This window comes from Vibrio sp. 1562, from assembly GCF_033340155.1.
Classification (GTDB): Bacteria; Pseudomonadota; Gammaproteobacteria; order Enterobacterales; family Vibrionaceae; genus Vibrio; species Vibrio alginolyticus.
Map to the genome: position 1 here is coordinate 57,015 of NZ_JAWOVY010000022.1, position 21,626 is coordinate 78,640.

19 protein-coding genes and 1 tRNA gene are annotated in these 21,626 nt (G+C 44.3%); 8 read left to right on the forward strand and 12 right to left on the reverse strand.

Going from position 1 to position 21,626, the window contains the following annotated elements; genetic code table 11:
* Positions 1-205: 205 nt before the first annotated feature.
* Positions 206-1,111, reverse strand: a complete 906-nt coding sequence (locus R7Z49_RS19115) for a hydrogen peroxide-inducible genes activator (RefSeq protein WP_005383681.1) — start codon at positions 1,109-1,111, stop codon at positions 206-208.
* Between the two features lie 200 nt (positions 1,112-1,311).
* Here R7Z49_RS19115 and R7Z49_RS19120 point away from each other — a divergent pair, with 200 nt between their 5' ends.
* From R7Z49_RS19120 to ppk2, 3 genes are all read left to right on the forward strand, one after another.
* Positions 1,312-1,923 (forward strand): peroxiredoxin C, encoded by a 612-nt coding sequence (locus tag R7Z49_RS19120; protein WP_005381738.1) that lies wholly within the window; start codon positions 1,312-1,314, stop codon positions 1,921-1,923.
* 283 nt (positions 1,924-2,206) lie between these two features.
* Positions 2,207-2,950: a copper homeostasis protein CutC gene (locus R7Z49_RS19125; RefSeq protein ID WP_102949775.1), complete on the forward strand. Its 744-nt coding sequence runs from the start codon at positions 2,207-2,209 to the stop codon at positions 2,948-2,950.
* 70 nt (positions 2,951-3,020) lie between these two features.
* Positions 3,021-3,797 carry a polyphosphate kinase 2 gene (ppk2, locus tag R7Z49_RS19130; protein WP_005381743.1) on the forward strand — a complete coding sequence of 259 codons (777 nt, stop codon included), beginning with the start codon at positions 3,021-3,023 and terminating at the stop codon, positions 3,795-3,797.
* 62 nt (positions 3,798-3,859) lie between these two features.
* On the opposite strand, the gene phoU is transcribed toward ppk2, so the two are convergent.
* From phoU to R7Z49_RS19150, 4 genes are read right to left on the reverse strand one after another with little or no spacing between them, the layout of a single operon-like run.
* The gene (gene phoU, locus R7Z49_RS19135; protein WP_005381744.1) at positions 3,860-4,558 is read right to left on the reverse strand and encodes a phosphate signaling complex protein PhoU; all 699 of its coding nucleotides are present in this window, start codon (positions 4,556-4,558) and stop codon (positions 3,860-3,862) included.
* 30 nt (positions 4,559-4,588) lie between these two features.
* The gene (gene pstB / locus R7Z49_RS19140; protein ID WP_017820558.1) at positions 4,589-5,407 is read right to left on the reverse strand and encodes a phosphate ABC transporter ATP-binding protein PstB; all 819 of its coding nucleotides are present in this window, start codon (positions 5,405-5,407) and stop codon (positions 4,589-4,591) included.
* Positions 5,408-5,409: 2 nt separating this feature from the next.
* Positions 5,410-7,083: a phosphate ABC transporter permease PstA gene (gene pstA / locus R7Z49_RS19145; RefSeq protein WP_318111930.1), complete on the reverse strand. Its 1,674-nt coding sequence runs from the start codon at positions 7,081-7,083 to the stop codon at positions 5,410-5,412.
* Positions 7,084-7,113: 30 nt separating this feature from the next.
* Positions 7,114-9,318, reverse strand: coding sequence for an ABC transporter permease subunit (locus R7Z49_RS19150; RefSeq protein ID WP_017820556.1), 2,205 nt, complete (start codon positions 9,316-9,318; stop codon positions 7,114-7,116).
* 207 nt (positions 9,319-9,525) lie between these two features.
* Here R7Z49_RS19150 and ppk1 point away from each other — a divergent pair, with 207 nt between their 5' ends.
* The gene (ppk1, locus tag R7Z49_RS19155; protein ID WP_005381748.1) at positions 9,526-11,616 is read left to right on the forward strand and encodes a polyphosphate kinase 1; all 2,091 of its coding nucleotides are present in this window, start codon (positions 9,526-9,528) and stop codon (positions 11,614-11,616) included.
* Complete coding sequence (gene ppx / locus R7Z49_RS19160; protein WP_033905789.1) at positions 11,600-13,105, forward strand: exopolyphosphatase; 1,506 nt, start codon at positions 11,600-11,602, stop codon at positions 13,103-13,105. Before ppk1 ends, ppx begins: the two co-directional genes overlap by 17 nt.
* Positions 13,106-13,139: 34 nt before the next feature.
* On the opposite strand, the gene R7Z49_RS19165 is transcribed toward ppx, so the two are convergent.
* Genes R7Z49_RS19165 through phoB form a run of 3 tightly spaced genes read right to left on the reverse strand, consistent with a single transcriptional unit; the run spans position 13,140 to position 16,127 of the window.
* On the reverse strand, positions 13,140-14,099 hold the full coding sequence (locus R7Z49_RS19165) for a PstS family phosphate ABC transporter substrate-binding protein (RefSeq protein WP_017821959.1): 960 nt from the start codon (positions 14,097-14,099) through the stop codon (positions 13,140-13,142).
* On the reverse strand, positions 14,099-15,397 hold the full coding sequence (phoR, locus tag R7Z49_RS19170; protein ID WP_182016549.1) for a phosphate regulon sensor histidine kinase PhoR: 1,299 nt from the start codon (positions 15,395-15,397) through the stop codon (positions 14,099-14,101). The genes R7Z49_RS19165 and phoR overlap by 1 nt, the downstream gene beginning before the upstream one ends.
* Before the next feature lie 40 nt (positions 15,398-15,437).
* Positions 15,438-16,127: a phosphate regulon transcriptional regulator PhoB gene (gene phoB / locus R7Z49_RS19175; protein ID WP_005381752.1), complete on the reverse strand. Its 690-nt coding sequence runs from the start codon at positions 16,125-16,127 to the stop codon at positions 15,438-15,440.
* A gap of 224 nt (positions 16,128-16,351) precedes the next feature.
* Here phoB and rdgC point away from each other — a divergent pair, with 224 nt between their 5' ends.
* The 3 genes from rdgC to R7Z49_RS19190 all read left to right on the forward strand — a co-directional run bounded on the left by rdgC (position 16,352) and on the right by R7Z49_RS19190 (position 19,089).
* A complete protein-coding gene (gene rdgC / locus R7Z49_RS19180) occupies positions 16,352-17,266 on the forward strand; it encodes a recombination-associated protein RdgC (protein WP_005381753.1) in 915 nt (304 codons plus the stop codon).
* Between the two features lie 165 nt (positions 17,267-17,431).
* The gene (gene yegQ / locus R7Z49_RS19185; RefSeq protein WP_186584457.1) at positions 17,432-18,832 is read left to right on the forward strand and encodes a tRNA 5-hydroxyuridine modification protein YegQ; all 1,401 of its coding nucleotides are present in this window, start codon (positions 17,432-17,434) and stop codon (positions 18,830-18,832) included.
* A gap of 2 nt (positions 18,833-18,834) precedes the next feature.
* Positions 18,835-19,089 (forward strand): YfhL family 4Fe-4S dicluster ferredoxin, encoded by a 255-nt coding sequence (locus R7Z49_RS19190; RefSeq protein WP_005381763.1) that lies wholly within the window; start codon positions 18,835-18,837, stop codon positions 19,087-19,089.
* Between the two features lie 42 nt (positions 19,090-19,131).
* Here R7Z49_RS19190 and R7Z49_RS19195 read toward each other — a convergent pair whose 3' ends face one another.
* The 4 genes from R7Z49_RS19195 to R7Z49_RS19210 all read right to left on the reverse strand — a co-directional run bounded on the left by R7Z49_RS19195 (position 19,132) and on the right by R7Z49_RS19210 (position 21,519).
* Positions 19,132-19,440, reverse strand: coding sequence for a hypothetical protein (locus R7Z49_RS19195; protein ID WP_005381765.1), 309 nt, complete (start codon positions 19,438-19,440; stop codon positions 19,132-19,134).
* A 323-nt stretch (positions 19,441-19,763) separates the two neighbouring features.
* Positions 19,764-20,600, reverse strand: coding sequence for a penicillin-insensitive murein endopeptidase (gene mepA, locus R7Z49_RS19200; RefSeq protein ID WP_017633932.1), 837 nt, complete (start codon positions 20,598-20,600; stop codon positions 19,764-19,766).
* 12 nt (positions 20,601-20,612) lie between these two features.
* On the reverse strand, positions 20,613-20,945 hold the full coding sequence (locus tag R7Z49_RS19205; RefSeq protein ID WP_005381768.1) for a DUF1904 domain-containing protein: 333 nt from the start codon (positions 20,943-20,945) through the stop codon (positions 20,613-20,615).
* A 497-nt stretch (positions 20,946-21,442) separates the two neighbouring features.
* A tRNA-Trp gene (locus tag R7Z49_RS19210) sits at positions 21,443-21,519 on the reverse strand.
* Between the last annotated feature and the right edge of the window lie 107 nt (positions 21,520-21,626).

Genomic DNA, 21,626 nt, shown 5'->3' on the forward strand with positions numbered 1-21,626 from the left:
TATTTAAACAGGGATCAAACAAGGTATGCAGGGCTTTGTGTAAAATTAACATTGTGAAATTTCACTATTTTATGAAAGCTTCATCAAAGAAGAGCTGTAAAATTTTACAAGTCAAAGTTTACCAACAGAATAAAATACTAGAAAGCGCACTGTTTCCAGTGCGCTTTTAGATAAATAATGGAGAAGTAAGGGCTAATACTAATAGCTAAAGCAGCTCTGAAACGACTTCTGCAAGTTGATTAAATGTTTTCGTTCTTGACGAGCTCGGACGCCAAACTAAGCCTATTTCGCGATAAGCTTGTTTACCGGGAGGATCGATCACGACTAAATTCTGGTTATGCAGCAAGCCATGGTCGATAGCCATTTGAGGAATGAACGTTGTTCCCAAACCATTCGCAACCATTTGCACCAGTGTATGGAGGCTGGTTGCCGTAAACGGATTGATTTTTTCTTTGTCTGTTAATTTACACGCTGATACCGCATGTTCCGTTAAGCAATGTTCTTTCTCTAGTAGAAAGACGGATTCGTCAGGTAAATCCGCGTAACGAATCGGCACAGGGACCGATTGGGCTTGATTAGCGCTTATAACCATTCGAAACGGATCCTTACCCACTACTCGGCTTTCCATCCCATCAATTTCGACTGGTAACGCTAAAATAAGCACATCCAGCTCACCATGTCTGAGCGCTTGAAGTAAGTTTGTCGTCGTGTCTTCTCTTAATAAAAGATTCAGTTGTGGAAAACGGTAGTTCACCTCTTGTACCAAATCACACAGTAAAAACGGAGCAATTGTTGGTATACATCCTACTTTTAGCTGGCCTTGCATATCGTCGCCTTGGCACATACGTCCAAGCTCGACCAAATCTTGCCCTTTTGCTAACAGCTCTCGCCCCTGCTTTACTACCATTTCTCCTGTTTGGGTAAAAACCAGTGGACTTTTTTTATCTTTCTTTTCATATAAGGGACAACCAATCAATTCCTCTAAGTTTTGAATACCCTTACTTAAAGTCGACTGACTGACAAAACAACGCTCTGCAGCGTCACTAAAATGTCTTGTTTCATGCAGTGTGACTAAATAGTGTAACTGCTTCAAACTGGGCCATTTATTCATAATTGTATTTGTATCTACCGCCGTTCCAGTGATCGAGTTAAGAGTTTTGTTATTATCGTTTTTTTCGATTAACTCAATCTATTTATTTCGCTTTTTTCAATACTACAATCTGTACTATAGTTTGTCTCGTACAAACACGAACCAAACCGACACAACTGAATTCGGTTTGGAGCTAACCATACTTTTTAGGAGCAAAAAAAATGGTACTAGTAGGTCGTCAAGCCCCTGATTTTACTGCAGCAGCTGTTCTAGGTAACGGTGAAATCGTTGAAAACTTCAACTTTGCAGAGTTCACTAAAGGTAAGAAAGCAGTAGTATTCTTCTACCCACTAGATTTCACTTTCGTTTGCCCATCTGAGCTAATCGCATTCGACAACCGTCTAGCTGACTTCCAAGCTAAAGGTGTTGAAGTAATCGGTGTTTCTATCGATTCTCAGTTCTCTCACAACGCATGGCGTAACACTGCTATCGAAGATGGCGGTATCGGTCAAGTTAAGTACCCACTAGTTGCTGACGTTAAGCACGAAATCTGTAAAGCTTACGACGTTGAGCACCCAGAAGCAGGCGTTGCTTTCCGTGGTTCTTTCCTAATCGACGAAGAAGGCGTTGTACGTCACCAAGTAGTTAACGACCTACCACTAGGCCGTAACATCGACGAAATGCTACGCATGGTTGACGCTCTTAACTTCCACCAGAAGCACGGCGAAGTATGTCCTGCACAATGGGAAGAAGGTAAAGCAGGTATGGACGCATCTCCAAAAGGTGTTGCAGCGTTCCTATCTGAGCACGCAGCTGACCTAGGCAAAAAATAATAGACCTTCACCCTAGCTCAACGGGTGTGATGGTTGGATGTATATAAAGCAAAAAGCTAATGCGGAAAACCGCAAACGCCAATCAGTCTAAGTAAAGTCCTATCAAAGCCCAGAGCCTCTGCTCTGGGCTTTCTTTTTCCTTCAGATAAACCGCCAAAATGAGGTAACGCTTTAGCGTAAACTTTACCTATATTTATCATCCCCTCCATACAGATTCTGCTTACTTGCCCTGTTAATATCTTAGCCACAACACCTATTTGTAACGTTAGCAGGATAAATGAACGTGGTTACTCACCTAGAAGTCTGTATCGATAATATTGAATCTCTGCACTACGCCATTGCTGGCGGCGCCACTCGGATTGAACTTTGCTCCTCTTTGGCTTTAGGCGGACTAACACCCAGTTATGGTTTTATGCAGCAAGCGGCTAAGCTTTCGAGTGTTCCAGTTTATGCCATGATCCGCCCACGCCAAGGTGACTTCTTCTACAATGAAGAAGAGATCGAAATGATGCGTTGGGATATTGAAGCGGCTCACCAATCAGGCTTGAGCGGTGTCGTGTTCGGCGTGCTCACTCAAGACGGTGATATTCATATGCCTTACGCGGCTGCGCTGTGTGAATTTGCTCAAGCGCTTGGCTTAGGCGTGACCTTCCATCGTGCCTTTGACCAGTGTCGTGACGCTGAAAAAACTTTGGAAGAACTGATCAGCTTAGGTTGTGAACGTATTTTAACCTCCGGTCTTGCGCCTTCAGCACCACAAGGGATCGATGTGCTTAGAGCTTTGGTTAAGCAAGCCCAAGGACGCATAGCAATCATGGCGGGGGCTGGCGTTAATGCGAGTAACGTACGTGCGTTAGTAGAAGACACTCAAGTTCCTGAAATCCATCTGTCAGGCAAAACCACACGCCCTAGCCAAATGACCTTTGTTGCTGAACAAAGCAAAATGGGCGCATCCGATGTCGATGATTTTTTAATCCCCATCACAAGTACACAAGCCATAACCGATGTCGTAGCAACTCTCAAATAGACCACCGTAACCTCACGCGCATAGCTTTTGAGTGCTAACATATTGTTTATCAAGGAGTGAGGAAAGGTGTATGTCTAAATTGAAGAAAAAGGAATACGAAAAGGAGCTCAAAAACCTTCAAGTTGAGCTCGTAAAACTTCAAGAGTGGGTCAAACACAAAGGGTTAAAAGTGGTGGTTCTGTTTGAAGGCCGTGATGCTGCGGGCAAAGGCGGAGTGATAAAGCGAATTACAGAAAAGCTAAACCCGCGTGTTTGTCGCGTAGTGGCTCTGCCTGCACCGACCGAAAAAGAAAAAACGCAATGGTACTTCCAACGTTACGTCGCTCATTTACCATCTGCTGGTGAAATCGTTTTATTTGACCGAAGTTGGTATAACCGAGCAGGTGTCGAAAAAGTCATGGGGTTCTGTACTCCAGACGAATACGAGGAGTTTTTACGCTCTTGCCCTGAATTCGAGAGAATGTTGCAACGATCTGGGATTATTCTGATCAAGTATTGGTTTTCGGTTTCAGACGAAGAGCAGGAAAAACGTTTTCTAGGTCGAATTAATACGCCGATCAAACGTTGGAAATTCAGCCCAATGGATTTAGAGTCACGTCATCGCTGGGCGGAGTATTCGGAAGCAAAAGATAAGATGTTTGCCTATACAGACACGAAAAACTGCCCTTGGTGGGTCGTCCCTTCTGATGACAAAAAAAAAGCGCGCTTGAACTGTATTAGTCATTTACTAAGCCAGATTGATTACAAAGCACTTGAGTACTCACCCATCGAATTACCTGAACTCAATAAAGAAGGTTACGTCAGAGCGCCCATTGATGATCAGACCTTCGTTCCTGATAAATATTAACGTGCTTTCCTTCTCTCTAATAAATAGGCCAGCCTAAAAGCTGGTCTATTTGTTGAAGTCAGTTACTTCAGTACGTCATCAATACTTTGATCACCTAGGTGGCGTACATCTTTCCCTTTCACAAAGTAAATAATGTATTCACAGATGTTCTGGCAGCGGTCCCCCACGCGTTCAATCGCGCGTGCAGACCACATCACTTGCAGAATATTAGGGATATTTTTTGGATCTTCCATCATGTAAGTCATCAACTGACGAATCACCGCTTCATACTCGGCGTCTAGTTTGTCATCTTGTTTGTGCACCTCTGCTGCCGCTTCTACATCCATACGGGCAAACGCGTCTAAAACCTGATGCAGCATATTAATTGCCTGACGGCAGAGAGGCTCTAACGACACTTGGAATTGTCGTTCTTTTGATGATGGGCTTTCAATGGCAACGTAAGCAATACGTGTCGCCACGTCACCGATACGTTCTAAATCAGTGATCGTTTTGATGATAGCCATGATTAAGCGCAAGTCTTTTGCCGTTGGCTGACGCTTAGCAATAATGCGTGTACAAGCGTCATCGATCGAGACTTCCATCGCATTCACTTTATGATCGTCACGCACAACCTTACGCGCCAGTTCGATGTCTTCTTTATGCAAGGCTTGAATAGCATACGAAAGCTGCTGTTCTACCAAGCCTCCCATGGTTAATACATGAGTACGAATCGATTCTAGCTCTACGTTAAATTGTCCTGAAATATGACGTCCAAAGTGCATGATGTTCCTTATTCCGTATAGAGTCGCGACTTAACCGTAGCGACCCGTAATGTAATCTTCGGTCTGCTTCTTCATTGGCGAGGTGAAGATCGAGTCCGCGTCAGAGTATTCAATTAACTTCCCCATATGAATGAATGCAGTATGATCACTCACTCGCGCCGCTTGTTGCATGTTATGGGTAACGATAACGACAGTATATTGAGTCTTCAGCTCATTGATAAGCTCTTCAATAGTTAAAGTTGAGATTGGATCCAACGCTGATGTTGGCTCGTCCAATAACAGGACTTCCGGCTCAATCGCCACCGCGCGCGCAATGACCAAGCGCTGTTGCTGACCACCAGATAAGCCAAATGCGTTCTCATGCAAGCGGTCTTTTACCTCATCCCACAACGCCGCCGAGCGCAAGGATCGCTCCACTGCGTCATCTAAACTGCGGCTGTTTTTTACACCTTGTAAGCGTAAGCCATAAACTACATTTTCATAAATAGACTTAGGAAATGGATTGGGTCTTTGAAACACCATCCCCACTCGGCGTCGAAGTGTCGCAACATCGACATTGGGATGATAAACATTCTTGCCATGTAGACGTACTTTGCCTGTGACTCGACACCCTTCCACTAAGTCGTTCATGCGATTGATGCAACGTAATAACGTCGACTTTCCACACCCTGAAGGACCGATAAAAGCGGTGACTCGCCCTTTGGGAATTTGCATCGAAATATCATGCAGCGCCTGAGTTTGACCATAGAACAGATTAAGGTTCTCGATTGAGATTGCTGTTTGTTCATCCGTTAAATTATGAACGTCCAATGGTGGCTCATAACCTAATGTACTATCAAAATTAAACATACTTAATCTTGTCCTAACGTTCTGTATTTTTCTCGTAAATTATTGCGAATACTGATTGCTGTTAAGTTTAGCCCGACAATCACTGTCACGAGTAAGAAAGAGGTGGCATAAACTAATGGTCGCGCCGCTTCGATGTTGGAGGTTTGAAAGCCAACATCGTAAATGTGAAAACCTAAATGCATGAACTTTCTATCCAAATGCACATAAGGGAATTGTCCGTCAACCGGTAAACTGGATGCCAATTTCACGACCCCCACCAGCATCAGTGGCGCTACTTCGCCAGCTGCACGCGCAATCGCAAGGATCAAACCTGTGATAATAGCTGGCGTCGCCATAGGCAAAACCACGCGCCATAGCGTTTCGAACTGAGTTGCACCAAGTGCCAGAGAGCCATGTCGTACGGAGCTCGGAATTCGAGTTAAACCTTCTTCTGTCGTCACAATCACAACTGGAAGCGTCAGCACGGCAAGAGTTAGTGCTGACCATAACAAACCCGGCGTACCAAAGGTTGGTGCCGGTAGCTTCTCCGCATAGAATACGTTGTCGATAGAGGCACCAATCGTATAAACGAAGAAACCTAAACCAAACACGCCATAAACAATCGATGGAACACCCGCTAGGTTTATAACCGCAATACGAATAACTCTGGTTAGAGCATTATTCTTAGCGTATTCATGTAGATAGATAGCGGCGATCACCCCGAGTGGCATCACAATGATCGACATGATGAGTACTAAGAAAACCGTACCAAATATCGCAGGGAAAACGCCTCCTTCGGAGTTAGACTCTCTTGGATCTTCAGATAAAAACTTCCAAACCTGTTTTCCCCAATGCATGACTTTATCAGGCAGTGACATTTGGTTTGGATACCAGTAGTCCAAAATGTCTTCGAGCGGAATCGATACTTGTGACCCCGTCATATCCTCGGCAATCAAGGCATAGTCAGAGAGCTGAAGTCGTAAACCATCAAGTTGCAAATCTAACGTCGCAAGCGCTTTTTCTATCTGCTCTTTTTTCGTCTGATTTTCCTTTAAGAAGCTTTCTGTCAGCGTGTCATTCAATTCATGCTTGCGCTTTTCTAATCGCAACTGCTCTAGCTTCCAACCAAGCTCTTTAAGCTGATCGACCACCAAAGAATCAATCTCATGGCGCAGAGTTTCTGCATCATCAAGCTTTTTATTTAGTATCGATTGAATATCACTGGTGTATATATTATCGCCATCTTGAAACGCCACCAGCTTACCAAAGAAATAACCACCGCTACTGCGCTCTATCACCGCCCACTCTTCTGGCGTCGTGGGCTCATCCAACTGCATTTGCAATACGGAGATAAAATCGGCGGGATACAACTCTCGGTTGGCGATTTTGATACTGAGTCGCGTGGCAAAATCTTCATCGTCTTCTAACTGTTGTGCTGCGCTTTCAGGCAAATAACTCTTCGGTACAAAGCTGCGCTCATACACTTGACCAATCAGAATAGTATTTTCATGTAGCACTTCGCCTTGTACAGGTGTCAGCGCTGCAACATTCCACTGATACAAGGGCGCTGGCCAAAAGTAAGTCAGGCCTTTCCAGCCGATAAGGAGTAACAACCCTAATACCGACAACAAACTGATGCTGACTGCACCGCCTGTTAGCCACATCCACGGTGCGCCAGAACGAATCCAATTTAACACGTTATTACTCGCTCTTTATTCAAACCATTATTACAACGCACGGTACTTATCTCTCAGTCTCTGACGAACCCACTCCGCAAGCGCGTTTACTGCAAACGTAAACACAAATAAAATCAATGCAGCTAGGAACAGCAGGCGATAATGCGAACTTCCAACTTCCGACTCTGGCAACTCAACGGCGATGGTCGCCGACAGGCTGCGCAATCCTTCCAAAATATTCCAATCCATTAATGGCGTATTGCCCGTTGCCATTAATACAATCATGGTTTCGCCAACAGCGCGTCCCAGGCCCATCATAATGGCAGAAAAAATACCTGGGCTTGCAGTAAGCAAGACAACATAGATTAAAGTTTGCCAAGGCGTGGCCCCTAATGCCAAAGAGCCATCCGATAAATGCTTCGGTACAGAGAAAATGGCATCTTCGGCAATGGTAAAAATCGTCGGGATAACAGCAAACCCCATCGCTAACCCCACCACCAATGCATTGCGTTGATCGTAACCAATACCATGCTCGGTTAAGAATAAGCGCATATCGCCACCAAAGAACGTCTGCTCAATCGTAGGCGAAATCCACACTCCAAGCCCAATCAGTACCAATATGACAGGCATGAGCACTAAAGCATGCCAACCATTAGGCAGACGATTCCGCAAAGGTTGCGGTATTAATGCCCATAGCCCGCCCATAATCATGGTGCTCAAGGGCAAAACAAACAGCATAACGACGATCGTAATCAAATGATCTTCGACAATAGGCGCGAACCACAATCCCGCGAGGAAACCTATGATCACCGTCGGCAGTGCTTCCATTAGCTCAATCGACGGTTTTACTACACGACGCATGCGTGGCGACATAAAGTAAGCCGTATAAATAGCACCTAGCACTGCGAGCGGTACTGAAAACAGCATCGCAAACATCGCCGCTTTTATCGTTCCAAACGCAATAGGTACTAGGCTGAACTTAGCCTCAAAGTTATCGCTCGCCGAAGTCGATTGCCACACAAATTCAGGCTCAGGATACCCTTCGTACCACACTTCTTGCCATAATGAAGACAATGAAACTTCCGGATAGGCATTGTCCACTTCCGCAACATTTAACGCATTATTTTGCCAAGTGATTAAGTAGCGTTCATTGTTAGACATTGCTGCGATTGCGGGCGCTTGATTGTACGCACGCTTAAACAACACCAGTTTTTCACTGGTTGTATAATGGCTTTGCAACGTGCCGTTGGTGTAAAAGCTATAAAATCCTTTTCGATGAGAATCCGGCAACAAATACTTAAGCTCTGATGCCAATTTAAAATCACGAATATGCGTTAACGTGCGTTTTTCTTCTTGCAGCGTATCAAACCATTGCGACACCCGACCATCGTTGTGCGTCACCAAAAGCGAGTAAGCACCAGCCAATAAGTCTATCGTACGAACGGAATGCTTCTTATCACCTTGAGTGAGATCGACCACCTCTCGCACAGCAAATTTACGTGCGGTTTTCTTTAACACGATCAACTCAGAGCCATCGCGCAAATAAAGCGTTTCACCGTCAGGTGTCAACAACATTTGCTGAGGCGTATTAAAGCCTGAAGAGAACGTAAAATCGATCGTTGTAGGAGACGTACCCAAAGACGAAGCCACTTGCCAGCGAGCTTTCACTTCACCACTTTGCGTCTGCCAAACAACCGTTGGTAAGGGCGTCGAAGCTGCAAATACAAACTGAGTCACAGGATCTTGAGGCGTACTTAGTGTCAGATCCATGCTGGTGTCTAGCTCAATCACTTCCGGAGGACGTGTATTTTCTCTCAATGTAGCATTAAATTCTGGCTTGAAAAGGTTCGCTTTACCCTGCCCATCAACAAATCCATACCAACCTAGCCCAGGAGCAGATTGAGAGAAAGCGACGGGTTTCTGGGCGATTTGCTGTGTATACACCGCAGGTTTCGTAGGATCGTCCATCGACAAATATTGAATCTCACCACTTTGGGTTAGAACGAACGCGAGCTGAGCGTAATCATCCACTGAAATCGCAAGTGGTGTTTCAATATGAGTGGCTCGAATGGCTTGGTTGGTTTTGATCTCCGCATCAGAAAAAAGCGGAATGATCACCATGGCGAGGTAGACAAAGATCAAAATAAGCGCCGCGAGTACGCCGACACCACCGGATGTCACTGCAAGTCGAACTAAACGATCTTTTATCAGTCGTTTCTTATCTTTTTCCTGCAATGAAAACTCGGCTTGTGCCATTTAAATCTCTACCTTTTTTGACTTAGTACTAGAATATGTCGTTAAGATGACAATTATATTACAGATCACATTAAACACCTGAAAAGAATACAACTCTTATGCAATGCGTGGTATGAAATAAATCTGTAATGAAAATCTCATAATGTTCTCACTCATCCATTTTTCCAAGATGAGTACGTAATACTTCACTTTTGGCTAGGTAAGGTTATGAGCGCAGAAAAACTATATATAGAAAAAGAACTGAGTTGGTTGTCTTTCAACGAACGAGTATTACAAGAAGCTGCCGATAAAACCGTCCCTTTGATCGAACGTATTCGCTTTCTTGGGATCTTTTCCAACAATTTAGATGAATTTTACAAAGTACGCTTTGCGGACGTGAAGCGCAGAATCCTAATCAGCCAAGAGCGCGGTGGCAGTGATAGCCCTAAACGACTGTTAACCAAAATGCAGTCGAAAGCACTAAAGCTTAACGAACAATTTGATGAGCTTTACAGCGAGTTGATTCGAGAAATGGCGCGACGTCGCATTTTCTTGGTCAACGAGCAACAACTGGATGAATCGCAACAAAAGTGGATCGCGAAATACTTCCGTAGAGAGGTAATGCCGCATATCACTCCCCTCCTAATGAAAGACGAGATCGATGTTCTGCAATTTCTCAAAGACGAGTACGCTTACATCGCCGTAGAACTGCGTAAAGAAGAACATTACCAGTACGCTCTGATCGAAATTCCGACCGATCACCTTCCCCGCTTTGTGATGGTACCAGAACAGAAAGGAAAGCGTCGAAAAACCATCATCTTACTTGATAATATTATCCGCCACTGTTTGGACGAGCTGTTCAAAGGCTTTTTTGATTATGATGAGCTTAGCGGCTATGCGATGAAAATGACGCGTGACGCTGAATACGATTTACGCAATGAAATCGAGTACAGCTTGCTTGAACAAATGTCAGAGGGTGTCAATCAGCGACTGACAGCAAAGCCCGTTCGCTTCGTCTACGAACGCGATATGCCGCCTCAAATGTTAGAGTTTCTGTGTAACAAACTTAATATCTCTAACTACGATAACCTTATCCCCGGCGGACGCTATCACAACTTTAAAGACTTCATCGGCTTTCCAAATGTTGGACGAGAGTATCTTGAAAATAAACCTCTCCCGCCAATGAAATGTGCCGATTTCGAAGGTTATGCCAACAGCTTTGACGCGATTAAAGCGAAAGATATTCTGCTCTATTATCCCTACCACACTTTTGACCACATTAGTGAGTTAGTGCGCCAAGCCTCCTTCGATCCCAAAGTACTTAGTATCAAGATTAACATTTATCGCGTCGCGAAAGATTCTCGCTTGATGAACTCTTTAATTGATGCAGTGCACAACGGCAAAAATGTCACTGTGGTCGTCGAACTGCAAGCTCGCTTTGATGAAGAAGCCAATATCGAATGGTCAAAAGTATTAACCGAAGCGGGTGTGCACGTCATCTTTGGTGCGCCTGGTCTTAAGATTCACTCAAAGCTACTGATGATTAGCCGCCGCGAAGGTGAAGAAATTATTCGCTACGCACACATCGGCACAGGCAACTTCCATGAGAAGACGGCACGAATTTATACCGACTTCTCCCTGCTTACGGCAGATCAAGAAATCACTAATGAAGTCCGTAATGTCTTCGGTTACATTGAGAATCCATACCGACCAGTGAAGTTCAATCACCTTATGGTATCTCCTCGTAATTCTCGAACCCAAATCTACCGCTTAATTGATAATGAAATTGCGAATGCCAAGCTAGGGAAAAAAGCCGCTCTTACGATCAAGGTCAATAACCTAGTCGATAAAGGCATCGTCAATAAGCTTTATGGAGCAAGTACTTCCGGTGTAAAAATAAACATGATCATTCGAGGTATGTGCTCATTAGTACCGGGCATTGAGGGGATCAGCGACAATATTCGCATCATCAGTATTGTTGACCGCTTTCTTGAGCACCCTCGCGTGGTGATCACCCACAATGATGGCGATCCGCAAGTTTATATCTCCTCCGCAGACTGGATGACAAGAAATATTGATCACCGTATCGAGGTAGCAGTACCAGTCCGTGATCCACGTTTGAAACAGAGAATTATTGATATAACGAATATCCATTTTACCGATACAGTAAAGGCTCGTTTAATAGATAAAGAAATGAGTAACGCTTACGTACCACGAGGTAATCGCAAAAAAGTTCGCTCTCAAATCGCTATCTATGACTATCTTAAAAATATAGAAAAGCAAACTAGAAAACAAAATTCAGATGCCTCAAATACTTGAACAAGATACTCGCTACATTGCCGCGATAGACCTCGGCTCAAACAGTTTCCATATGGTGGTGGCCAAAGTTGTCGGCAGTGACCTACAACTGGTTAGTCGTCATAAACAACGTGTTCGCTTAGCATCAGGACTCGACAGTGAATTGAACTTAAGTCACGCCGCAATGGAGCGTGCGCTAGAATGCTTAGCCATGTTCGCTGAGAGGCTGCAAGGGCTTGATGAGTCAAATGTACGTATCGCCGCCACACACACACTAAGACGCGCTAAAAATGCCCACCTTTTCATTGAGCGTGCGAAAGAAGTGATGCCTTTCCCGATAGAAATTATCCCTGGAGAAGAAGAAGCCCGCCTGATTTACTTAGGCGTCGCGCACACTCAAGTAGAATCCAACTCCAAACTAGTCATCGATATCGGAGGCGGCAGTACCGAGATGATTATTGGACAAGAATTTGAGCCTGAGCTTCTCAACAGTAAACAGATGGGATGCGTCAGTTTTACAGAGCAATACTTTAAAAACGGCAAACTGTCAGGAAAAAACTTCAGCAAGGCGATGTTAGCGGCCGAACAAAAACTCGAGTCCATCGCTTCAACATATCGTAAAAAGGGCTGGGATATTGCTCTCGGCTCATCAGGAACCATCAAAGCGATTCAAGAAGTGCTAGTAGGATTAGGTTTTGAAGATGGCCTGATCACAGCGAGTCGACTGGATACACTTATCGAAACTCTGTGTAAATTTGATTCCATTGAAGATATTGAACTGGCGGGTCTAACAGAAGAACGTAAACCCGTATTCGCAGCAGGCGTAGCGATTTTGTCCGCGATTTTCAAAGCGCTTCGCATTGAGCAAATGTTTTTCTCCGATGGTGCTCTACGCGAAGGCCTGTTGTACGAAATGGAAGAGCGTTTTGCGCGCTCCGATATTCGTATGCGCACCACAGAAAATTTAGCCAACAAGCACCGGGTCGACTTAGAGCATGCCGCTCGTGTGAAGGGGCATGCACGTGAGATGTTATGTCAGGTACGCTCTGAACTAGGCATTAAGAAAAAGAGTGAGTTATTTGACTTACTAGAGTGGGCAGCGTTGCTTCATGAAGTCGGATTAAGTATCAACTTGCGTAGTTTCCATCGCCACTCTTTTTATATTCTGTTGCACTCCACCCTACAAGGCTTCAACCGTGAGCAGCAATTAGTGCTCGCAACATTAGCTCGCTTCCAGCGTAAAGCGCTCAAATTGCAAGAACTACCAGATTTCAATCTCTATAAACAGAGTGACGTTATAAGCCTCATCAAAATATTACGACTTTCTATCGTATTAAATGGGCAGCGTAATGAAGATCCATTGCCTGATATCACCTTATCTATCAAAAATGACGAATGGATTCTCACCTGCACAGATGAAGCATGGCTAGAAAACAATAAATTACTTCACGCGGATTTACAGGAAGAACAAGAACGTTGGGACAGCGCGAAGTGGACACTCACTTTCTGATCTCGTACTCTTCATACCTAAATAAAAAGTCGGCTTACAGGCCGACTTTTTTTAACTCTTCTTCTGCAAAGTCTGCCGTAATGGGCACATAACCATCTTTCTCAACCAACGCTTGTCCCTGAGCAGAAAAGATAAAGCGAATAAACTCAGCTTCAATTGGTGTTAATGGGTAATCAGGATGCTTATTCACGTAAACATATAAGTAACGTGATAGTGGGTACTTACCGCTAACAATATGTTCTCGCGTTGGAGTCACATAGTCATTTCCCATTTTAGCTACAGGGACTAAGCGCACGCCTGCCACTCGATAACCGACACCGGAATAACCAATTCCACTGATGGTTGACGCTACAGCTTGCACAACTGACGCGGAGCCTGGCTGCTCGTTAACTCGGGTCTTGAAATCGCCGCCACACAAGGCATTGCTTTTGAAGTAACCGTAAGTTCCAGAAACGGAGTTACGACCAAACAACTGGACGTTTCGCTTTGCCCACTGTGATTCAAGACCGAGTTGCTGCCAGTTTGTGACAAATTGACTTTCACCACAGCGCAGCGTGGCAGAAAACAAAGCATCTAACTGACTAAAGTTAAGCCCTTGAATTGGATTATCTTGATGAACAAAAATACCGATTGCATCGATGGCGACCCTGAGCGCAGTTGGCTTGTAGCCATGTTCACGTTCAAACGCTTCAACCTCTCTTAAACGCATAGGGCGGCTCATGGGACCAAACTGAGCTGTTTGTTCGGTCAATGCTGGGGGGGCAGTAGAAGAGCCAGATGCTTGGACTTGCGCATTAATATTCGGGTAAATGGATTTAAACTCTTCAACCCAAAGCGTTGTCATACCCGCAAGTGTATCGGAGCCAACAGAGAGCAAGTTCCCGACAATCCCCGTCGTTTTATGATAACTCGGCAATGGTTTATCTTGAGCGCCAGCCATACAGGAACAAACAAGCGCGAATAAACTGAATGTTTTTGCCAATCGTAACGCCATTATTTCACCACCAAACGCTCAGGCAATACGAAAGAAAACTTACTGCCCACGCCTACTTCACTGTGAATTTCTAAATGAGAGTCATGGTGACTCAGCGCGTGTTTTACAATGGCTAGCCCTAAACCACTTCCTCCAGTATCACGTGATCTTGCTTTATCTACTCGATAAAAACGCTCGGTAAGTCGGTGTAGGTGCTGAGGTTCAATACCATCACCGCTATCTTCCACCTCTAAGCATGCGCCTTGAGAGGTCTGGAACCAACGAACATTAATGTTCGCACCAGGTGGTGTGTATTTGACGGCGTTATAAACGAGGTTAGAGATAGCACTACGTAACTGGTCATCATCGCCCAACACGCGTAGGCTTGCATCAACATCAAATTTCAATTTATGTTGGTTTTCCCCACTAAGGCTAACCGCCTCTTTTTCTAACACTTCAAGCATCGCGGGCACATTCACGACTTCCTCAAGCTCATGCATAGGTGCCGCTTCAATTTTAGATAGTGTCAGTAGTTGGTTCACCAAACTGTTCATGCGGTTAAGCTGCTCCGTCATGACACCATGAGCTTTGCTCCACATTGGACCCACGACCATATCAGGGTCTTCTGTCATCTCAAGATAACCTTGTAGCACCGTCATTGGTGTACGCAGTTCATGAGATACGTTGGCAAAGAAGTTGCGACGCATTCCCTCAAGTTGTTTTAACTGGCTAACATCACGCACCACCATCAAATGTTCACCTTCGGTATACGGTACGATACGTAGTTCTAGCATGCGTTCGACATTGAGTGGTGAACGCATTTCTAATGGCTCTGAAAAGTCTTTCTTGTTGAGGTACTTGATAAAATCAGGTGTACGAATGAGATTGGAGATAGGTTGACCTGAATCTTCTGGCCAATGGAAGCCCAGTAAGTGCTGAGCCAGCTTGTTGCACCAAACAATATTTCCTTCAGCACGGAATACCACTACCGCATCGGGTAGCGATTCTGCACCATTTCGGAATCGACGAATAAGATTAGTAAGTTCTTTTCGTTTGCGGCGTTGGCGCTGTTGTAAGCGATACAACCCATTGAACAAAGATTCCCAGTTACCGCTACCTGACGGTGGCGTGAGGCGTTTTTCATCCCATAACCAAGAAGATAAACGTACTTGGTTATGCAAATGCCACACAAGCTGCAATGCCGTAGCAGCCAAAAGCAACCACGGCATATAACCGAATATCCAACCTACTATCACCCATGGGGTGTAAAAAAAAGCCAGCTCCCAGGCCAGCTTTTTCCACGTTAATCTTTCAACCACTCATAACTCCAGAAATGGTACCGATAAGCTGCGTGTTAATTTATGCTTTCGTCGAGAAGCGGTATCCAGCACCACGAACAGTTTGGATCAGCTTATCATGCCCTGCAGCTTCCAATGCTTTACGCAGGCGGCGAATGTGAACATCGACCGTACGGTCTTCGACATACACGTTAGTGCCCCAAACATTGTTTAATAGCTGCTCACGGCTGTATACGCGTTCTTGATGCGTCATGAAAAAATGAAGCATCTTAAATTCTGTTGGACCCATGTCTAATGGCGCATCATTAGCCGTAACACGGTGCGATACAGGGTCAAGCTTCAATCCCTGTACATCAATTACATCTTCTAGTGCAGTCGGGGTAACGCGACGAATCACCGCTTTTAAGCGTGCAACCAACTCTTTAGGAGAGAATGGCTTGGTAATGTAGTCATCCGCACCGACTTCTAAACCGCGCACTTTATCTTCTTCTTCACCACGAGCGGTAAGCATCACAACTGGAATGTTGCGCGTTAATTCCTCTCGCTTCATATGTTTGATGAAGTTAATGCCACTACCGCCTGGTAACATCCAATCCAGTAAAACTAAATCAGGGAAGGGTTCAGCCAGTTTGGTTACTGCAGTATCATAATCTTCCGCTTCTACCGCTTGGTAACCTTTCTGCTCAAGTACGAAGCACAGCATTTCGCGAATAGGAGCTTCGTCTTCAACAACCAGAATCCTTCTAGACATAATTGAGTAACCTTATGTTCGTTGAGCTAATGAATTTAAGAGACAAAGCGCCTCTCTATGCATAAGCATTATCACTACCAATTATGACACTTTTGTGACCTTTGAAAACAAATTTTCATATAACTTTCTTTTGAGGTTCATTCGGATATTTTTCATTTCTATTAAGACATCAGCACAAAAATTCCCTATGATTAGTCCCTTGTCATCAAGCCTAGAGAAGATTTATGTGGTTTAAAAACTGTCTGGTATACCGCGTTAACCGCGAGGTTACTTTTAACGCCGAACAACTAGAAACTCAGCTGTCTGAATTCCGATTCACCCCGTGTGGCAGTCAAGACAAACAGAAATTTGGCTGGGTCAGTGCAATGGGTAGACATGGCGATATGATGACTCACGTGTCAGAAAACCGCATTCTGATTTGCGCCAAGAAAGAAGAGAAAATGCTACCTGCCTCTGTGATCAAAGAATCATTGAATGCAAAAGTAGAAGCAATGGAAGCGCAAGAAGGTCGTCCTCTGAAGAAGAAAGAGAAAGACAACCTGAAAGATGACATCGTAATGGATTTACTGCCGCGCGCATTCAGCCGCAGCAGCCACACTCACGTGCTCATCATGCCAAAAGAAGGTTTTATCCTTGTTGATGCAAGCAGCTATAAAAAAGCAGAAGATGTATTAGCATTGCTTCGTAAAACCATGGGTAGTCTACCTGTTGTTCCTGCTATTCCAGAAGTGGCGATTGAAACTACGCTAACCGAGTGGGTGAAAAGCGGTGACACACCTCAAGGTATCAGCATGATGGACGAAGCTGAGCTAAAATCCGTACTTGAAGAAGGTGGTGTGATTCGCTGTAAGAAGCAAGAGCTAACCACTGATGAAATCCGCAACCACATCGCTGCGGATAAAGTCGTGACGAAACTTGCGCTTAATTGGCAAGATCGTATTGAGTTCATTATGACGGAAGATGCGGGCATCAAACGTCTAAAATTCTCTGATGAATTGAAAGATCAAAACGATGATATTCCACGTGAAGATCAAGCAGCTCGATTTGATGCAGACTTCTCTCTAATGTGTGGAGAGTTCAGTGCTTTCCTTCCCAACCTATACGACGCGCTAGGCGGCTTACCGAATCCTAACGCATAATATTGTATAAAGGTTAACCATAACGCCCTCACTTTTTTTGAGGGCGTTTTTCTATCTGAAGCACAATTACCCTAGTCACAGTTCACATTTTGACGTAAAATTTGCGCCCCATTTCCATTAGGTGGAATTGGCCTGACTTGTGATCAGATAAAAGAGAATTGAGTAATGACAACTGAGAAAGCATTCGTGCCTGAGCTACTATCTCCAGCGGGCAGCCTGAAAAACATGCGTTACGCATTCGCCTACGGGGCAGATGCAGTTTACGCTGGCCAACCTCGCTACAGCCTTCGCGTACGTAACAACGAGTTTAACCACGAGAACCTAAAAATAGGTATCGATGAAGCCCACGCCCTAGGCAAAAAGCTTTATGTGGTATGTAACATTCAACCACACAACTCGAAGCTAAAAACGTTCATCCGTGATCTGAAGCCAATCGTAGAGATGGGTCCTGACGCATTGATCATGTCAGATCCAGGCCTAATTATGATGGTTCGTGAAGCTTTCCCAGAAATGCCAATTCACCTTTCTGTACAAGCGAACGCTGTAAACTGGGCGACCGTTAAGTTCTGGGCAGCGAATGGCGTGGAACGTGTGATCGTTTCTCGCGAGCTATCTCTAGAAGAAATCGAAGAAATTCGTGAGCATTGCCCTGAAACTGAGCTTGAAGTATTCGTTCACGGTGCATTATGCATGGCTTACTCTGGTCGTTGCCTACTTTCTGGCTATATCAACAAACGTGACCCTAACCAAGGCACTTGCACTAACGCATGCCGCTGGGAATACAAAGTTGAAGAGGGTAAAGAAAACGACGCTGGTGACATCGTAGAGAAATTCGACCCGACTGAAGCACAGCCTGTCGAAGTACAAGACGAGCTCCCTGAAACCACAATTGGTCGCGGTAAACCAACAGATGAAGTCGTTCTGCTTTCTGAAGCGCACCGTCCAGAAGAAAAAATGGCGGCTTACGAAGATGAGCATGGTACTTACATCATGAACTCTAAAGACCTACGAGCGGTTCAGCACGTTGAACGCTTAACTAAGATGGGTGTTCACTCATTGAAAATTGAAGGTCGTACTAAATCGTTCTACTACTGCGCACGTACCGCTCAAGTTTATCGTAAAGCAATTGATGATGCAGTAGCAGGTCGACCATTCGATGAAAGCCTAATGGGTACACTAGAAAGCCTAGCTCACCGTGGCTACACTGAAGGCTTCCTACGCCGTCATACACACGATACTTACCAAAACTACGATTACGGTTACTCAGTCTCTGATGCTCAACAGTTTGTTGGTGAATTCACTGGCAAACGTCGTGGTGACATGGCTGAAGTAGAAGTAAAAAATAAGTTTCTTGTCGGTGATAGCCTTGAACTAATGACGCCAAAAGGCAATATTGTTTTCACGCTAGAGGCAATGGAAAACCGCAAATCAGAGTCTATTGAAGACGCGAAAGGAAACGGTCACTTTGTATTCATTCCAGTACCAGCAGAGCTAGATTTAGAATATGGCCTATTAATGCGTAATCTAAACTCAGGGCAGGACACCCGTAACCCGACTGGTAAGTAACCATGGCCTTGCTCATTACTGACAAATGCATTAACTGCGACATGTGTGATCCCGAATGCCCCAATGGGGCAATCAGTATGGGAGAGAGCATTTTCGAAATTGATCCAGCGCTATGTACAGAGTGTAAGGGGCATTACGAAAAGCCGACCTGTCAGTCAGTGTGTCCAATTACAAAATGCATAATCACTGATCCGAACCATGTCGAAACTGAAGAGCAGTTGCTTGAAAAATTCGTGATTATTCAAGGGTTAGCATAAGAGCAATTAGGTTCAACTTTGGCATCAAAGTTGAACCTTTTCTCAACCTGATTTTTCAATAGGGATAATATTGCAGAATAGCTCTTTTTCAAAATGATACTCTAGTCTCTCACGCCAATTTTCCGCTTGAGAAACAGGTATTAAATAAAAGTTTTCTCGGCTCGTATCAGTAACGAAAGCCATTCCATATTGCATCAGCTCATAATGCACATCATTAACAAAACCCGGATCAAGGCGTTGACGCCCAGTCAGGTGATTCACATCCTCTCGAGTCAAAGAGACTCCTTTAGTATCACTGCTAAATCTGTGTCTTAACCACTCTGCAAATTCTTTTGCACAAATCATAGTCATGGTTTTGTCCTTGATTTACTCTTCTAACAGGAAAAGGGTATATCCCTGCCTTACACACTTGTCTGCGTTGTTATTGCTTTTTAGCCAACTGACAGACATATTGCTAAGAAACCAGAGTATCGTGACGAAAGGTCTTTTTCTAAACAGAGAAGTTACAACTTACCCATACTACAACTCTTTGTTTAATTTAGATTTCTATAATATGTCCCCAAAACTGATTGGGTTAGTTTTTGTATTGGTACTATTCAATGTAGACAAAAGTATGATGTTTCTCCAGTTTCATAAAAGAGATCACCAAGTACAGATAAACCTGAAGAGTAACACTAATTAGGATTGATAAGCGGCAAGCATTGAGGTGGAACGACTTTTTTTCGTTTGGGCTTAGAGGTTGTTTTTACCCGTGGAGGGGTATCAATAGGTTTTGCTTTCGGGGCCCAACTTGCGAGCTCAACACCGCAGCCATCGCCTACTGGAGGTGGTGCTTGATCAACACAATAGTCGCTCGAATCAGGACAAGACAACCTGACGTGAAAGTGGTAATGATGCCCCCACCATGGACGCACTTTACGTAACCAAGAACGATCTTTGCCGTTTTCTTGCAAGCAAAGTTGCTCCTTAATAACAGGATGTACAAAAATTCGTGCAACATCCTTACTTTTTGAAGCGTACCGAATTAGCTTAAAGTGCCGCTCTTCCCAGCGATGATTAAGTATGGAATAACCTTTTAAATCCACCACACTCATGGGTTTAGGAAGTTGTAATTCGTTATAAGAAAGCGGTTGGTCAGCAAGTCTTAACCAGATATCGATATCTAACCCGGTTTGATGACTAGAATGACCAGAGGAGAACCTTCCACCTCTAGGTAAAGACAAATCACCAATTAGCAGAGTGGTGTTGAGATTTTGATGAGCTTTAAGCGCCAGATTTTCAATAAACTCTATCGTTTTAGGGTGCCCATAGTAGCGCTTCGTTTTACTACGTAAGACTTGATAACCAACGCCATCGAGAGGCAAGGGTAATGCACCATCTAAACAACCGTTAGCATAACTACCAATAGAGGAGGAAGAGTTTCGGGTAGGATTAACCGCGGACTCCCAAGGAGTAGAACATACTGAAGCTGAGAAACATAAACCCAAAGTTACAATGAAACTCAGCCTCATAGCCTTTAACCTTTAGTAGTGTTCGCCATTATCGTAATAAGCTTTAGGAGATAAGGCGGAAAAGATAACTGCAACATCAATATCGGCACCAGCGATACCGCGCACTTGTTGCGTAATAAGCTTGGCAACTTCATCTTGCACTTCCTGGCCACGGTCGAACCAAAGCACTTCGACAAAAGGATATGCAGCACTCACCTCACCCTCATTGAAAAACGTAGTGTAGATATACTCAAAAGTAAAATCCTCACGCGGACAGTCCATTAGAGGCTGAAGTTCATCCGTAAGGGGTTTTGATAATGCCTGAACAGCTTGTGGCTCTACAGCACGGAATCGAAAATGTGGCATAAACTTACTTCCTAATTATTAGCATTAATGCATGATGATAACAGGAACCAAGTCAGTAATCATCCAAGCCAATGTAACCACTGACCTTTCAATAGATTGTGAATCAGATGTGCTCGATAACGAAGAAAAAGTGTTATGAAATTCGAAGGTAAAACAGAAAGAGCAAAGCGATACATCAACATTTAGTAATTACATTACTAGAAAATAAAACTATATGAAGCAAAGATATGCCATATTCGTTGGATAAACATACACCTGACGTTGAAACTATACGTTAGGAATAAAAGACATATTCGTTAGAAATAAAAGTGCCCCTGACCTAAGCCAGAGCTTATGAATATGGGGGATAGGTGAAGTGGACCAATATCCCGGAGATATGAGCTTTCAATCCCCCCGATACTTTGGTATCAGAGGAATCGACAACTCTTCCAACTAGTCAGCTTCTCTTTTCTTCAAATGCAAAAAAGCCCCAGCATTACTGCTGAGGCTTTAGAGTATGGCAGGGGTGGAGAGATTCGAACTCCCAACACGCGGATTTGGAATCCGCTGCTCTGCCAATTGGAGCTACACCCCTGTAATTCGTGTTTATTGAGACGACGCTCAAATAAGTGGCGGAGTGGACGGGACTCGAACCCGCGACCCCCGGCGTGACAGGCCGGTATTCTAACCAACTGAACTACC

What these genes read in the sequence shown, in the direction of transcription:
- R7Z49_RS19115 (WP_005383681.1), bottom strand. Translation starts at nt 1,111, where the DNA reads ATGAATAAATGGCCCAGTTTGAAGCAGTTACACTATTTAGTCACACTG.
- R7Z49_RS19120 (WP_005381738.1), top strand. Translation starts at nt 1,312, where the DNA reads ATGGTACTAGTAGGTCGTCAAGCCCCTGATTTTACTGCAGCAGCTGTT.
- ppk2 (WP_005381743.1), top strand. Translation starts at nt 3,021, where the DNA reads ATGTCTAAATTGAAGAAAAAGGAATACGAAAAGGAGCTCAAAAACCTT.
- phoU (WP_005381744.1), bottom strand. Translation starts at nt 4,558, where the DNA reads ATGCACTTTGGACGTCATATTTCAGGACAATTTAACGTAGAGCTAGAA.
- pstB (WP_017820558.1), bottom strand. Translation starts at nt 5,407, where the DNA reads ATGTTTAATTTTGATAGTACATTAGGTTATGAGCCACCATTGGACGTT.
- R7Z49_RS19150 (WP_017820556.1), bottom strand. Translation starts at nt 9,318, where the DNA reads ATGGCACAAGCCGAGTTTTCATTGCAGGAAAAAGATAAGAAACGACTG.
- ppk1 (WP_005381748.1), top strand. Translation starts at nt 9,526, where the DNA reads ATGAGCGCAGAAAAACTATATATAGAAAAAGAACTGAGTTGGTTGTCT.
- ppx (WP_033905789.1), top strand. Translation starts at nt 11,600, where the DNA reads ATGCCTCAAATACTTGAACAAGATACTCGCTACATTGCCGCGATAGAC.
- R7Z49_RS19165 (WP_017821959.1), bottom strand. Translation starts at nt 14,099, where the DNA reads ATGGCGTTACGATTGGCAAAAACATTCAGTTTATTCGCGCTTGTTTGT.
- phoB (WP_005381752.1), bottom strand. Translation starts at nt 16,127, where the DNA reads ATGTCTAGAAGGATTCTGGTTGTTGAAGACGAAGCTCCTATTCGCGAA.
- rdgC (WP_005381753.1), top strand. Translation starts at nt 16,352, where the DNA reads ATGTGGTTTAAAAACTGTCTGGTATACCGCGTTAACCGCGAGGTTACT.
- yegQ (WP_186584457.1), top strand. Translation starts at nt 17,432, where the DNA reads ATGACAACTGAGAAAGCATTCGTGCCTGAGCTACTATCTCCAGCGGGC.
- R7Z49_RS19190 (WP_005381763.1), top strand. Translation starts at nt 18,835, where the DNA reads ATGGCCTTGCTCATTACTGACAAATGCATTAACTGCGACATGTGTGAT.
- R7Z49_RS19195 (WP_005381765.1), bottom strand. Translation starts at nt 19,440, where the DNA reads ATGACTATGATTTGTGCAAAAGAATTTGCAGAGTGGTTAAGACACAGA.
- mepA (WP_017633932.1), bottom strand. Translation starts at nt 20,600, where the DNA reads ATGAGGCTGAGTTTCATTGTAACTTTGGGTTTATGTTTCTCAGCTTCA.
- R7Z49_RS19205 (WP_005381768.1), bottom strand. Translation starts at nt 20,945, where the DNA reads ATGCCACATTTTCGATTCCGTGCTGTAGAGCCACAAGCTGTTCAGGCA.